Source organism: Janthinobacterium sp. TPC_1 (assembly GCF_056037845.1).
This window is the reverse complement of sequence record NZ_CP195157.1, coordinates 4,786,162-4,800,029: the sequence shown is the minus strand read 5'-3', so window position 1 is coordinate 4,800,029 and position 13,868 is coordinate 4,786,162. Positions and strand designations below refer to the sequence as shown.

10 protein-coding genes and 1 pseudogene are annotated in these 13,868 nt (G+C 66.5%); 6 read left to right on the top strand and 5 right to left on the bottom strand.

Translation table 11 applies throughout. From position 1 onward, the window contains the following. Positions 1-3: 3 nt before the first annotated feature. From ACQVLG_RS23350 to ACQVLG_RS23340, 3 genes are all read right to left on the bottom strand, one after another. Positions 4-357: a hypothetical protein gene (locus ACQVLG_RS23350; RefSeq protein ID WP_474291193.1), complete on the bottom strand. Its 354-nt coding sequence runs from the start codon at positions 355-357 to the stop codon at positions 4-6. Beyond that, positions 354-1,922, bottom strand: coding sequence for an EAL domain-containing protein (locus tag ACQVLG_RS23345; protein WP_474291192.1), 1,569 nt, complete (start codon positions 1,920-1,922; stop codon positions 354-356). Before ACQVLG_RS23345 ends, ACQVLG_RS23350 begins: the two co-directional genes overlap by 4 nt. Before the next feature lie 218 nt (positions 1,923-2,140). Further along, positions 2,141-3,637 (bottom strand): MFS transporter, encoded by a 1,497-nt coding sequence (locus ACQVLG_RS23340; RefSeq protein ID WP_474291191.1) that lies wholly within the window; start codon positions 3,635-3,637, stop codon positions 2,141-2,143. A 63-nt stretch (positions 3,638-3,700) separates the two neighbouring features. Here ACQVLG_RS23340 and ACQVLG_RS23335 point away from each other — a divergent pair, with 63 nt between their 5' ends. Continuing rightward, on the top strand, positions 3,701-4,606 hold the full coding sequence (locus tag ACQVLG_RS23335; RefSeq protein WP_474291190.1) for a LysR family transcriptional regulator: 906 nt from the start codon (positions 3,701-3,703) through the stop codon (positions 4,604-4,606). Between the two features lie 2 nt (positions 4,607-4,608). Here the strand turns inward: ACQVLG_RS23335 and ACQVLG_RS23330 are convergent, their stop codons facing one another. Beyond that, a complete protein-coding gene (locus tag ACQVLG_RS23330; RefSeq protein ID WP_474291189.1) occupies positions 4,609-5,175 on the bottom strand; it encodes a helix-turn-helix domain-containing protein in 567 nt (188 codons plus the stop codon). Between the two features lie 80 nt (positions 5,176-5,255). On the opposite strand from ACQVLG_RS23330, the pseudogene ACQVLG_RS23325 reads away from it, so the two are divergent. After that, positions 5,256-5,785: pseudogene (locus tag ACQVLG_RS23325) on the top strand (N-acetyltransferase family protein). Positions 5,786-5,798: 13 nt separating this feature from the next. Here ACQVLG_RS23325 and ACQVLG_RS23320 read toward each other — a convergent pair. Then, the gene (locus tag ACQVLG_RS23320) at positions 5,799-6,989 is read right to left on the bottom strand and encodes a low temperature requirement protein A (protein ID WP_474291188.1); all 1,191 of its coding nucleotides are present in this window, start codon (positions 6,987-6,989) and stop codon (positions 5,799-5,801) included. A 167-nt stretch (positions 6,990-7,156) separates the two neighbouring features. On the opposite strand from ACQVLG_RS23320, the gene ACQVLG_RS23315 reads away from it, so the two are divergent. From ACQVLG_RS23315 to ACQVLG_RS23300, 4 genes are all read left to right on the top strand, one after another. After that, entirely contained in the window at positions 7,157-7,339 is a 183-nt protein-coding gene (locus tag ACQVLG_RS23315; protein WP_474291187.1) for a hypothetical protein, read from the top strand. Next, positions 7,284-7,616, top strand: a complete 333-nt coding sequence (locus tag ACQVLG_RS23310; RefSeq protein ID WP_474291186.1) for a hypothetical protein — start codon at positions 7,284-7,286, stop codon at positions 7,614-7,616. The genes ACQVLG_RS23315 and ACQVLG_RS23310 overlap by 56 nt, the downstream gene beginning before the upstream one ends. A 461-nt stretch (positions 7,617-8,077) precedes the next feature. Then, positions 8,078-8,455 carry a hypothetical protein gene (locus ACQVLG_RS23305; protein WP_230538010.1) on the top strand — a complete coding sequence of 126 codons (378 nt, stop codon included), beginning with the start codon at positions 8,078-8,080 and terminating at the stop codon, positions 8,453-8,455. Positions 8,456-8,637: 182 nt separating this feature from the next. After that, positions 8,638-13,803, top strand: a complete 5,166-nt coding sequence (locus tag ACQVLG_RS23300) for a hypothetical protein (RefSeq protein ID WP_474291185.1) — start codon at positions 8,638-8,640, stop codon at positions 13,801-13,803. The last annotated feature ends 65 nt before the right edge of the window (positions 13,804-13,868 follow it).

Below are 13,868 nucleotides of genomic sequence, written 5' to 3'. Positions count from 1 at the left end.
AACTCAAGCGCCCGGGTCTTGCATGAATTGCTCGACCCGGGCGACAAATTCCGCCTTGCTGCGCGTGCGGAATTCGCCCAGAAAGACGTCGCTGCCGGGGACGATCTTGCCATGGCGGTCGTATGCCACCTTGGCCATTTCCAGCACGAACTCGCCCTGCGGATCGTCTTCCGGCTCGAAATGCGAATTGAAGCAGTAGCCGCTGTCGCGGCAATGACCCCACAGCAACAATGCGCTGCTGAACCACTGCATGGTATCGGCACCGGGATCCACCTCGAACAGGGTGTTGACGGTGAGGTGCCAGCCGCCCGGCACGCGCAGCGGCTGCAATGGATAGGGAAAGCGCGGCTGTTTCATGTGGACGATGGCAGGCGGCGGGTTGCGTAAAAGGCGAGGAAGTCCAAGGCCGGCAGCGCTTTCGCAAACAGCCAGCCCTGGCCGAATTCCACCTTGCGTTCCAGCAAATAATCGGCCTGCTGCCGCGTTTCGATGCCTTCGGCCACGATCAGCATGTTCAGGGTGCGGGCCATGGCGATGATGTGCGGCGTGACGCTGCTGGTGGCCGCGTCCGTGCCGATGGTGTCGACGAAGGATTTGTCGATTTTCAGGGCGTCGAGCGGCAGGTTTTGCAGGCTGGACAGGCTGGAATAGCCGGTGCCGAAGTCGTCGATGGCCACCGCATGGCCCCGCGCCCTGGCCTTGTCGATGGTGGCGCGCGCCGCTTCCACGTTGATGAAGCCCCGTTCCGTCGCTTCCAGCCAGATTTGCTGCGCCTCGATGCCGGTGCCGTCCAGGGCGCGCTCGAGCACGTCGAGCACCCTGCCCGTTTCGATATCGCTGGCGCACAGGTTGATGGCGATGTGCAGTTCGCGGTCGGCCAGCAGCGCGGCGCGCATGTCGGCAATGACGCAGGCGATCACCTGGTCCGTGATGGGCAGGATGAGGTCGCTTTCCTCGGCCACGGGGATGAACAGGTCGGGCCGTATCATGCTGCCGTCGGGACGGCGCCAGCGTATCAACGCCTCGGCGCCCACGCACACGCCCGTGTCGAGCGCAATAATCGGTTGATAATGGACAAAGAATTCGCGCCGTTCGACTGCCGTTTCCAGTTCGCCGCGCAGCGACAGCCGGCGGCGCGACAGCCACACGACGATGCCGACGATAAAGGCGGCCATCAACAAACCCATGGGCAGGAGCAGCAGCTGTTCGCGCCGCAGCCTGTCGTTGAGCTTGCTGCGCGGCTCGATCATGACGGCCGTCAAGCCATCGCGGTACAGCATCGCATGGATGTGGCCGTCGTGCGCGGCGTCTACGTTCGCCGGCAGCCCGGCGAGCAAGCTTTGCACCAGCGCGGGATCGGGATGGTGCAAGGTGTCGAGCACGCCTTCCTTGCCGATGGCCATGGCCATCTGGATGTCGCTGTCGACGATGACGTCGGAAAAGCGCACGGGATCGATCAGCACTTTATAGGCGCGGTGGGACAGTCCCACCATGCGCTTGCCGCCGCTGACGACGGGGCGCAGGTTGAAATCGATGCCCATGCCGTTGGCCAGCGTGAAGTCGGCGGGCGTGACGGCGATGCGCGCCTCTTCGATGCCCGTGGACGTGCATTTGAGCAAACCGTTTTCCACGTAGCCGATATCGTCGATGCTGCGCGTGGTGATGGTGATGCGGCGCAATTGCTGGATATGCGCCTCCGAGCACGGCGCCAGGTCCAGCGCATCGGCGCTGCGCAGGGCGGCGCTGGCCGAGGCGATGGAACGGTGGGCGCGCTCGAGCGCGTAGCCGGCCAGCAGGCGCAGGCGTTCCTGCTCGCCCTGCTCGGCGCGCACGGACGACAGATAGAAGGCCAGGCTCAGGGGCGCGGCCACGCCGATGACGGCGACCAGCACGCTCGTGATGATAATGCGTTTTCTGCGCATGCGATTCTCCGCACCGAACATAACCTACTGCGCGTCGCGATTTGCGGCTTCCGATGCTCACTGTGCATTCGCACAGCTCCGCTTCTCAGCCACAACTCACTGCCGCTCGCTACGGTTCTGTTCGGCGCTCTTGATTGATCGTGTTATATGATTGCCATGTATTGCTCGATGGCATCATATTACAAGTGCGGGCGGCGCACGCGCATATTACTGAAGAGTTACACTTTTTCCAGCGGCCGCGCCAGCACGAACACCAGCGCCGCCACCACGGCCGCCAGCCCGCCAGCCAGGTACAGCACGCTGGCAAAGCCGTCGATGAAGGCGTGGCGGGCCGCTTCCTGCGCCACGGCTTGCAGTGCGGGCGGCAGCTGGCCGAAGGCGTCGGCCGCGTTGCCTGCCACGATGCGCCCGATCATCTCGGGCGACGCCTTCAAGCCGTGCAGCCACGCCAGTTGCTCGAACGAAGCGGCCGTGCGCATGGCCAGCACGGCCCCCAGCGCGCCCACGGCCAGCACGATGCCGACGAAGCGCGTGGTGGTGCTGATGCCGGAGCCCATGCCCGTGCGCTCGCGGGGAATGCAGGCGAGGATGGCCTTTTGCGTCGTGCCGTTGAGCAATCCCGCCCCCGCGCCCGTGACGACCATGCCGGCCGCCACCAGCCCGTACGACAGGCTGGCGGCGGCCAGGGCCGTGGCGACGTTGCCCACGGCGACGATCAGCAAGCCCGTCACTAATATGCCGCGGTCGTCCAGCACCCGCATGGCGCGCGGCGCCAGCCTTGAGAACACCACCATGGCGACGGCGAACGGCAGCATGGCGCAGCCGGCCAGCACGGCGGAAAAGCCGAAGCCGTTCTGCAGGTACAGCGGCAAAAACGTCATCATCACTTGCGCGGCGATGGCGTAGCCGAACATGCCCAGCACGGCGCCGACGAACACGCGCCTCCCAAACAGGCTCAAATCGACCATCGGTGCGCGCTGGCGCCGTTCCACCAGCACGAAGACGGCCAGCAGCGCGGCGCCGGCCGCAAAGCGCAGCATGGTGGCACGGCTGGACCAGCCCGCCACGCTGGCGTCGATCAAGCCCCAGATGATGCAGAACAGGCCGGCGGAGAACAGCAGCGCGCCCAATGGATCAAAACTGGCGTTGGACGCGTCCTTCGACTCGTCCACGTGCTTGCCCACCAGCCACATCAAAATGGCGACGACGGGCAGGTTCAGGTAGAAAATCCAGCGCCAGTTGATGGCGCTCGTGACCAGGCCACCGAGCAGTGGCGCCACCGTCATGGCCACGCCCATGGCCGCGCCCCACACGGACCAGGCGCGCGCCCGCTCCTTTTCCGTATGGAAGGTGTGGCCGATGACGGCCAGCGCGGAGGTCAGCAGCAGCGCGGCGCCGAGGCCCTTGACGGCGCGCGCCACGTTGAGCACGAACGGCGTCCATGCCAGGCCGCACAGCAGCGAGGCCAGCGCGAACACGGCCAGGCCAGACAGCATCACCTTGCGCCGTCCCAGGCGGTCGGCGATGCTGCCGGCGGGCAACAAAAACGAGGCGAACGCCAGCATGTAGGCGCTGACCACCCATTCCACGTCGACGAAGCTGGCGTTCAGCGAGCGGGCGATGGACGGCAGCGAGACGGCGACGACGTTGGTGTCGAGCATGATCAGCGCGCACACGCCCGAGCACGTATAGAGGGTCCAGTTGGTATTTTTCATGCCTGTATTTTAAGCAGGATTGTATTATTTTCTGTTATAAGACAAGCGCCTTATAATTTACTCATGGTGAATACAGACAAAGACATGGAATTGCGGCACTTCCGCTGCGTGCTGGCCGTCGCGCACAGCCTGCATTTCGCGCGGGCGGCGGCGGAACTCGGCATCTCGCCGCCCGCGCTGACCAAGCAGGTGCAGGAAACAGAACACTTGCTGGGCACACGGCTGTTCCAGCGCAGCAAGCGCGCCGTGTCCCTGACGGCCGCCGGCGAATTGTTCGTGCTGGAAGCGGCGCGCGCGCTGGGGCAGCTGGCGCAGGCGCAGGAAGTGGCGCGCCGGGCGGGACGGGGTGAGCTGGGACGCCTGGAAATCGGCTACGTGGCCTCGGCCGCATACTCGGGCGTGCTGCAGGACCAGTTTGCCCGCTTTCGCGCCAGCCACCCCGGCATCCACATCAGTGCGCGCGAATACGCGATGGATGCCCTGCCCGGCTTGCTGGACCAGGGCCGCGTCGACCTGGCTTTCGTGCGCCCGCCCCTGCACCTGCCGGACGGACTGGACAGCGTGGTCTTGCTGCGCGACCGCTTCGTGCTGGCCGTGCAGGCCGACAGCCCGCTGGCCCGGCTGGAAGTGGCGGAAATAGCTGCGCCAGCCGCGCTGGCGCAGCAGGCCTTCATCGTGCCGGAACAGGAATTGGGCACATTGGAGGTGAGCCGGCGCGGCGGCTTTGCGGCGCAGGTGGTGTCGCGCCCTGGCAGCCTGGTGGCCGTGCTGACGGAAGTGTCGCTGGGCGTGGGCTGCGCCATCGTGCCCCATTCCGTGATGGCCAGCGTGCAATTGCCTGGCGTGGTGTTCCGCGAGCTGCAAGGGCCGCAGATCAGCTCGGAAATCGCCGTGGCCTTCCGCCGCCACGAACAGGCGCCCGCCGCGCGCGCCTTCATCGCCCAGTTGCGCGCTGTAGCGCTGGCTTAGCCTCAGTTCTTCAATACCGCCACGGCGTAGGTGCAAGCGGCGGCCGTTTCATTGCGGAACACGCAGTCGGCCGGAGGCCCCAGTTCCAGACAGTCGCCCTCGTCCAGCACGTGGCGCGTGTCCCCTTCGAGGAAGACGAGGCTGCCGGTCAGCGTCCAGATCAGCTGGCGCCGCGCCACATAGGCGGCGGCCGGCATGGCCACCACGGCGCCGGGCGGCAAGGTAATATGCACGAGGTCGAGCGGCATGCCGGACGCCGGCGACACGTGGCGCCGCACATAACCGCTCTGCGGGTCCACCCACACGGGCTGCTCTGCCTGGCGCAGCAAGCGTCCCTCGCGCATCTCGGCGCGGGCGATCAGTTCGGACATGCTGAGGCCAAAGGCGCCCGACAAGCGCGCCAGCAAGGTGGCCGTGGGGCTGCAATCGCCGCGCTCCACCTTGTGCACCATCGCGCGCGACACGCCCGAACGGGCCGCCAGCTGCGTCAGCGACCAGCCCAGGCTTTCCCGCTCGGTGCGCACCCTGGCGCCGATGCGCTGGTTTAATTCGTCTGGTTTAGTAGACATCTATTTGATTTTATTGGACAAGAAATGGGCGGCAATCTATGATTTGTCCATTATAGTAGACGACCAGCAAGGAGAGCAATATGCACATACGCGATGCCCACGCGGGCGATATCGAGGCCATCACGGCATCTACAACGATGCCGTCAGCAACACCCTGGCCATCTGGAATGAACGGACGGTCGATGCGGCCAACCGCGCCGCCTGGCTGGCCGACCGCCAGCGGGCCGGCTATCCCGTGCTCGTCGCCATCGATGCGGAAGGAACGGTCTCTGGCTACGCCTCGTTCGGCGACTGGCGCCCGTTCGAGGGTTTCCGCCACACGGTCGAGCATTCCGTGTATGTGCGCGCCGACCGCCGTGGCGCCGGCGTGGGCAAGGCCTTGATGGGGGAATTGATTGCGCGGGCGCGCGGCCTGGGCAAGCACGTGATGGTGGCGGGCATCGAGGCGGGCAATGCCGGTTCGATCGCCCTGCACAAGCAGCTGGGTTTCGAGGAAGTGGGATTGATGCGCCAGGTGGGCACCAAGTTCGGCACCTGGCTGGACCTGGCGTTTTTGCAGCTGCAGCTCGATGCGCGCAGCGATCCGGACGGCATTACACCGCCCGGCTAAGGTCAGGCAAACGTCAAGGATCAATCTCCGGCGGCGGACGGCGCAGCGCCATATGTTCCCACACGGCCACCAGGACCAGGACGCAGCTGGTGATGCAGGCGAGGATCAACGGCGAATACAGCCGTCCATACGCCATCGGGATCAGCGCCAGGATGATCAGGATGCCCAGCAGATGCGACAGCGGCGGCGCGGCGCGCTCGCTGCTGACCCATTTGAACAGTGCATTGCCCAGCAGATACAGGATCGGGCCGCCCAGCAAGGCGCTGATGCCGGCGAAGCTCGCTTCGTCCGGATGCACGAGCGCCAGTTCATCGGCCACGGCGGAAACGATCACGCCGCCCACGATCAGCACGTGGATATACGTGTAAGCCTTGCGCGCGATGCGGCCCGGGTCCTTCGAGTGGGCGATGCGGTGGTGGCCCGCCTCGGCGCCCGTATCGAAATAAATCCACCACATGGCGATGCTGCCGGCCAGTGCCGCCAAGAAACCGAGCCAGTTGCCGGCCGTCCATTCCAGGCCCGCGAAGGTCGCGCCCGTTACCAGCAAGGATTCGCCGAGGGCGATGATGACGAACAGGCCGCAGCGTTCGGCCATGTGGCTGCCATCGACATCCCAGTCGGCCGTCGACGAACTGCCCAGGCCCGGCACGCCGAAGCGCATCCAGGGGCCGGCCAGGTCGATTGCCAGGGCCGCGCCCCACCAGAAGATGCGCTGTTCGGGCGTGGCGATGCCGCCGGCGATCCAGAAGATGCCGGACAACACGGCCCACAGGCTGATGCGCTGGAAATTGCGGCGGCGCGACAGTTCTTCATGGCGCACGGCCCACCAGGCGAACAGGGGCCGGCCCACCTGCATGGCGACATAGGCGAGCGCGAAACCGAGGCCCCGTGTGCCGAACGCTTCGGGAATCGAGGCCGACATGATCAGGCCGCCCAGCATCAGCGCAAACAGGCTGATGCGTACGGGAATGCGCTCGGGGTCGAGCCAGTTGGTGATCCACGAGGTAAAAATCCACACCCACCAGACGGCCATCAGCAGCAGGCCCGTCTGCAGCCAGCCCATGGCGCTCAGGTGCGCCAGCAAGCCATGCGACAGTTGCGTTACCGCAAACACGAACACGAGGTCGAAGAACAGCTCGATCATGCCCACCTTGCCGCTGTCCTGCGCGCCGCGCTGGCGCAGCAGGGAAATGCGATTATTCATTTTTTTCCTTGCATAAATACCGGGCCGGCGCCCGCGGCGCGGCCAAAACGGCACGATGATAGCAGATGGGGATGGCGGCAGTGGCGACGCGCCGCGGCCGCCATGCGTTTGCTCTTCCGCCAGAATTTCGCTACGATGGGCCGCATGCGCGGGACACCACCTCCACCATGTATCAGCTGAATTGGCGCGGCCCCTGGCTGGCTGCCGTGCTGCTGCTATCGCTCGGTGGCGACGCCCCGGCGCTGGCGCGCCAGCTGGCCGAACCGGCCCCCGCATGCCGCGCGCCGCAAAAACATGGCGCTGACGGTCAACAGCGACGCCGTCGCCACGGCCAGCAACGATATCAATGACAACACCCTGGTGGCGCTGCGCGCCAACGGCACCGCGTACTGGACGGTTTTATTGTCGACGGCGACCATCCTGCTGCAGCTGGACGCCGACCGCGGCGATACCATCGTGACGTTCCAGAAAGGTCTGACTCTGCGTTTCCAGGCGCTCGGTCCGCAGCAATATCAAATCCTCATCGATGGCCCCATCCTCGATGACGGCACGCAGTACACGCTGACTGGCAAGGTGGTGGCCGTTTTTGAGCGCTGTCCGGCCCTGCCCGCGCCAACCGCGCCATAAACGGTCGACAAATGCGCAGTAAATCCCCGCATGCCCTCTATTTAAATCAATAAACCGTTTATATTCAATTCCATTCCCTGCCGGCTTGGCCCCGGCTTGCCTGCCGCCGCGACCGGATGCCGCATGATTCTTGCCTTTGCGACAATTTGAGAGAATCGCGCAAAAAAATAAGCATAGAATCGCTACTCGTGATGCGCATCAACCGGCATGCTTATATTCCGAATAGCCGGAAACTATTTTTTTGAATAAGTAAATAAGAAATATATTCATCCATTGCGGATTGATGAATATCAAATGTCTTGTCTTTATTTGAAATTGCGTATTGTCCGGCCATATTTTTATGGCATGGTCGCAAAGCCGTTGCAATACCGTTTTCCACCGACTTACCCAACTGCCCCGAACCTGTCGGCCACGGGGCGCCCACCGCAAGTGCAGGCCGATATCACCTCATGGAGAATGTCATGTCTAACTTACCTCGCGTCGAAGTCACCAACCATACGCTGGCCGCCGGCCAAAGCGTCACCACCAACACCACGCCGAACAGCCTCGCGCTGTCCATCGCCAGCAGCGACAGCAACAACCAGACCGGCATCGCCTTCCAGTTCCAGGGCCGCACCACGTACTGGAATCCCAGCGTCAGCACCGGTTTCACCACGGCCAAGCTGGCCAGCGACACGGGCAATGGCGTCGTCACGTGGAAAGCCGGCCTGACGGTCACCTACTCGCCGCAAAGCACGGGGCTGTATAACGTGCTGCTCTCCGGCGACATCGTCGACAGCGGCACCGTGTACACCTACACGGGCTTCGTGCTGGCCACCTTTACCTCCAACTCGCAGTAAGCGGCAGTTCCGCGTCCGCCTGCGGGCGGGCGCCCTGGATGGCCGCCCGCCACCGCACCCAGGCAGCCAGCCTGGCCATCCGACGCCCTTTCCGGGCCCACCCGTTGTAAACGATTGCGATGCCGCGCGGCGCGCCATGCCGCCGCATCGCAGCCCGAGTCGCGTCTTGAGTGGAGGTTGTCATGGGTTTCAGCTTCGTCGCCACCGATTCCGCCAGCAAGGTCAGCCTGTATGAAGCGCCGCCGCAGGCGGGCCATGCCTGGGCCGGCTATTTGCTGCCGCCCGTCGCGCCGCCGGCCACGCCCCCGGAAAGCATCAGCTATGCCGACAGCCTGTCGCCGCAGCGCATGGGCAGCTACGTGTTTGCCAGCGCCCGTCCGGCGGCGCTGGACGCGGCGCCCGGCCCCTTCATCGCCGCCCTCGCCGCGTATATCGACCAGCAGTCGTCGGCACCGGGACTGAACCTGAACGCGCTGCTGTGGCTGCGCGACGCCGATGCGGCGCCGGCCGATCCCTTCAAGAACTACGGCTGCAGCTACAGCTATAACCCGCTGACCAAGGGCTTTGCCACCAGCACCAACGTCAATTTCCGGCTGGGACAGGACCTGCTGTTCAACGTGCTGTCCGGCGTCGGCCTGTCCATCGACGCCGCCAACGGCAGCCTGCGGCTGTCCGCGCCGCTGGCGACGCCGCCGGCCCTGGCCTTCCAGCGCAACGCCGGCGACATCGGCATACGCGTCACGGGCAGCGGCAATACGATCCGCACTTTCGTGCCACTGGAGGGCGCGAATGCGGGCTGCCTGACGTTTACGGCCACAGTCAACCCTGCCGTCACCTTCGGCCCAAGCGGCCTGGCCGTCGGCTTCCCCCTGAGCGCGCGCGACACGGCCAGCGGCCAGCTGCAGCAGCTGTTCTACCCGGCGCTGAGCGCGCCCGCCGCGCTGCCCGCCAGCCTGGCCTGGGTCGGCACGGTCGACCCGCTCGACCCCTACAATCAGAAGCTGTCCGCCCAGGCCAGGCTGGAAGGCGTATTGCGCTGCGGCTTGCTGCCGGCCGGCCAGCCCGCCTTGCCGTCCACCTACCGCACGGCGCTGGGCCATGCGACGGCCTTGCTGCCGCTGGGCGCAGCCAGCGGGCAGCCGCCCGTGATCGGCCTGCAGTCGGGCGCCCTCGCCTTTGGCTGCGCCGCGCGCTCACCGTCTGCGCCCGCGACCAGCAAGGCCCTGGTGACGCCGGCCGGGCGCTTCGGCCTGAGCGCCAGCGGCCAGGCGGCGGGGACGCAGATAAACTTGTTATGCGGCATCTTCGGCTCGGAACAGCTGAGCATGACCACCTATGACGGCACCGCGCCGGAGAATGACAGCCTGCTGTTCGTGCCCGCCTTGCCCGCCTTCGCGCCCGTCTTCCCGTTCCAGGCCGCGACCCTGGACTTGCCCGATTCCGGCAACGTGGCCACGCCGCTGACGGCCGATTACCTCAGTTGCTGGGCCAGCGTGCTCAAGGGCAGCGCGGCCATGCCGCAATACCATGCGGAGCCGGCGGGCAGTCCCATGTACGGCCTGCCGCCGGCCGCCCGGGCGGCCGCCTTGCTGCGCGCCGTGGCCGCCGATACCGTGCTCGCCTCGACCCCGCCCGCGCTGCCCGTGCCGCAGGGCGCCGCGCACGCCTTTCCCCTGCTGCCGTATGGCGGCGCCGTCAGCGGCGGCCCGCTGGATATCGACGCCGCCCTGCTGTCGAGCTTTGAAAGCAGCATCGTGGCCGCCACGCGCAAGGCCGTCATTTCCGGCGGCGCCGGCGCCACCTGGCGCGCGCGCGCGGCCGCCAGCCGCCGCGTGCGCGGGCTGGCCGCCGGCGAGGCTGTGGCGGAAGCGCCGCACTACCGCACCACGCCGCAGGGCGCCGTCGCCACCGTGTCCAGCCAGGCGCAGGACCAGGACGCCTTCCTGTCAGTGACCCTGGGCCAGACCCTGGGCGCCGGCGGCCAGGTCTTGCCGTTCGGCTTCCGCTTCCCGGACGCCACCTTGCAGGACGCCTTGCAGACCAACCAGCTGTTCCTGGTGGCCGTCAACGCGGCCCACCTGTCGGACGGCGGCGCGCGCTTCGACAATACCGTCGGCATCGCGGGCTGGACCATGCAAGCCCAGGTGGGCGTCGGCGTGACGCCCACGTCCTACCGCAACGTGATGCTGCTCAAGTATTGCAGCGGCAGTGTCAGGGACCGCGTCGCCAATCCGAACGCCTGGTCGGGCGCGCCCGATTTTTCGCTGGCCGCCGGCGCCGGCCCCGGCGTCCAGGGCATCGCCTACACGGGGTTGTCGCAGTGGCTGCAGGACCTCATCGAAGCGGCCGAGGTGCTGGCGGCGGACAAGCCCGAATCGCCGTACCAGCATTTCCTGGAACTGGTCAGCGATCCCGCCTGGACGGGCGTGCTGGTGCTGCAGGCGGACCTGGATCCGTCCAGCCTGCCGGCTGGCCTGCAGGGCATCGCGGCCGGCCTCGACCTGACGCGCTTCGTCGCCCACCATTTCGGCTTCACGGCCAGCCGCGTGACGGTGCATGGCGACGGCAGCATCACCCTCGACGGCAATTCCAGCACCTTCGGCCTGGTCGACTACCAGGACCCGGCCTTCGCCGCCGGCCAGCGCAACGGCTTGCCGCCCGATACGCCGATCGCCCTGCCCGACACCGACAACTATGCGTTCCGCGTGCTGCAATTGCAGGTGCTGTTCGACAATGCCGCCATCAAGACCTTCAAGAGCTACGTGCAGCTGGCCGTCAACGGCCTGCTCGGCTCGCGCGTGACGGCCACCACCTTCGGCGGCAATGCGATGCCGAACAACGGCGTGGTCCTCGACGGCAGCTATATCGACCAGAATGGCACCGGCATCTACATCTTCGAGCAAGCCACGCCGTCGATATTCAGCCTCGACAGCAACCTGCTGCGCCACGTGGCGTTCCAGCGCATCCAGTTCAACTGCCTGGGCACCACGGACGCGGGCGCGACCGTGCTGAACCGTTTTTCCGTGTGGGGCACGCTGGATTTCGCCAGCCTGGACGACCGCACGGGCGCCGCGCTGGACCTGCTGTCGTTCGGCGCGCTGGCGCCGGACCTGCCGCCGGATGGCGAAGGCCTGGCCTTTTCCAACCTGGTGATCGACATGCGCTATCCGCAGACGACGCCGTCGGCCGTGCGCTTCGACGAGGTGACGGCCAGCCTGGCCTACGACCTCGACGCCAGCCAGGCCAGGCCGGACAGCCTGTTCAGGGGCTTCGGCCTGGAACTGTCGGGCTTTATCGCCGCCGCCGACGGGCAAAAGCCGGCCGATTTTCGGCTTCCTGCCCGTCAGCACGGCGCTGAACCTGGGCACGCTTGGCGGGCCCTGGCACGGCGTCGTGTACGACGTCACCATGGGCGGGCCGGGCGCGCTCGTCTCGGCCGCCGGCTTCCATTCGACCCTGCTGCTGGCCTGGTCGCCCGCCAGCACGGCCGGCGACGACGAGCAAGCCGTCTTCGTCGGCCTGTCGCTGCCGGGGGCGGCGCCGGGCGCCAGGCTGATCAGCCTGCAAGGCATCTTCAAGCTGGCCATCGACAATATCGGGCTGATGCGGCAAAAAGTGCCCGATGGCGACTCCTACTATTATTGCCTGCGGCTCGACAATATCGCCATCAAGTTCCTCGGCATCGCCAAGCTGCCGCCCGACGCGAACATCCAGTTCTTCCTGTTTGGCGACCCGAAGAATACGGGCAGCCTGGGCTGGTATGCCGCGTACATCGCCGATGCGGCCGCCCGGCAAGAGCCGGAACTGTCCGCGCTGGCATTGCCCGCCATCTCATTGGGGAGCGCAGCATGACCAACGTCGTGTACTGGAATATCGAGAACTTCGGCATCAACAAGGTCAACAATCCCAGCCGCAAGCGGCCCCGCTATGGCGAAGGCGGCCGCTGCGGCGGCAATCTGCCGGCCGTGGCCGCGCAGCAGCGCTGCAACCACATCCTGACCATCCTGCGCGCAACGCAGCCCGATATCTTCGTCCTGATCGAGGTATCGGCCAGCGCGGCCGGCGCCGGCGACCTGGCGCCCGATACGGGCGGCCTGCAGGGCGCGATCTTCCTGCTGCAACAGCTGCGCAACGACGTCGCCGACCCCAACCGCGCTGCCTGGCGCATGGTGCCGCCGCTGAAAGTGGGCACGGGCGGGCGCACGGAATCGGTCGCCGTGCTGTACCGCGGCATATCGGGCACGGTTGGCACGCCGACGGAAGTGCGGCGCTATTTCACGGGGCCGAACGTGTGGACGGGCGGCGGCGTGTCGGCCGTGGCGGCCGGCGCCGTGCCCGCCGCCTACCCGGCCGGGGGCGCCGGCGCGTCCAACATCCAGGATTTGCTCAACCCGCCGGGCCAGCCGGCGCGCACCATCCCGGCCGGCGCGCAGTACAACGGCGGCCTGGCCGAGGGCATGGCGGCGGCGCGCATCGCCTTCGCGCCCGCGCTGGCGCCAGCCACGCCGCCCATCGCTGGCGGCCTGGTCAATTTCAACGGCTTGCGCCAGCCCTTCATGGTCAGTTTCGTGGAAACCAACCAGGCCAACGCGATCACGCGCAACCTGACCCTGTTTGCCGTGCATGCGCCGCCCAACCACGGCGGCGCCACCAATTTCATCAATATCCTGTTGCGCGGCGTGCTCGACGTGGCGGCGGCGCCCGCCGGCGCGCCGCACAATGAAATCAAGCTGATCTGCGGCGACTTCAACCTGAACGCCATCTACGCGCAACCGCCCGCGGCCGGGGGACGAACCACGGCCTACGACCAGTTGCGCGCGATCAACTACATACCGCTGCTGGACCCGCCGCCCGTCATGCCGGCGGCCGCCAACCTGACGCTGGACGCGTATCAGGGCTACCTGGCCACGCACATCCGCCCCAAGCGCACCAAGCAGCAGCTGACGCAGCAATCGCGCTTCCTGTGGTCCGACAATACGGGCGGCGGCCCGCTGCTGGCGTCGCCGTATCCGGGCTATAACTACATCGGCAGCGATATGGTGAGCAACTTTTTCTCGATCGACAATATGCTCGTCAACCCGCTGGTGCCGGCGAATAACTACCAGTTCACGGTGATGAATCCCGTCTCGGGCACGCCGTTCGCGCTGGCGGGCGCCATGCCCCCTGGCGTGCCCACCGGCACGCGCCCCCTGCCCGCGCAATTTACGAACTTGCCTGCCGGCATAGCCTGGCCGCAATCGCCGGCGGCCGTGTATGCCGTGGGCGAGGCGCGCACGCTGAACGGCTGGGCCAATTACGGCTACCTGCGCAGCACCAGCGACCACCTGGCGCTGTTTGCCGTGCTGTAGACAGAGCGTCCGGGCGGGTGCGAGCGTCCGCCCCGGACATCACGACTGATTCAAGGAGCAAGTTC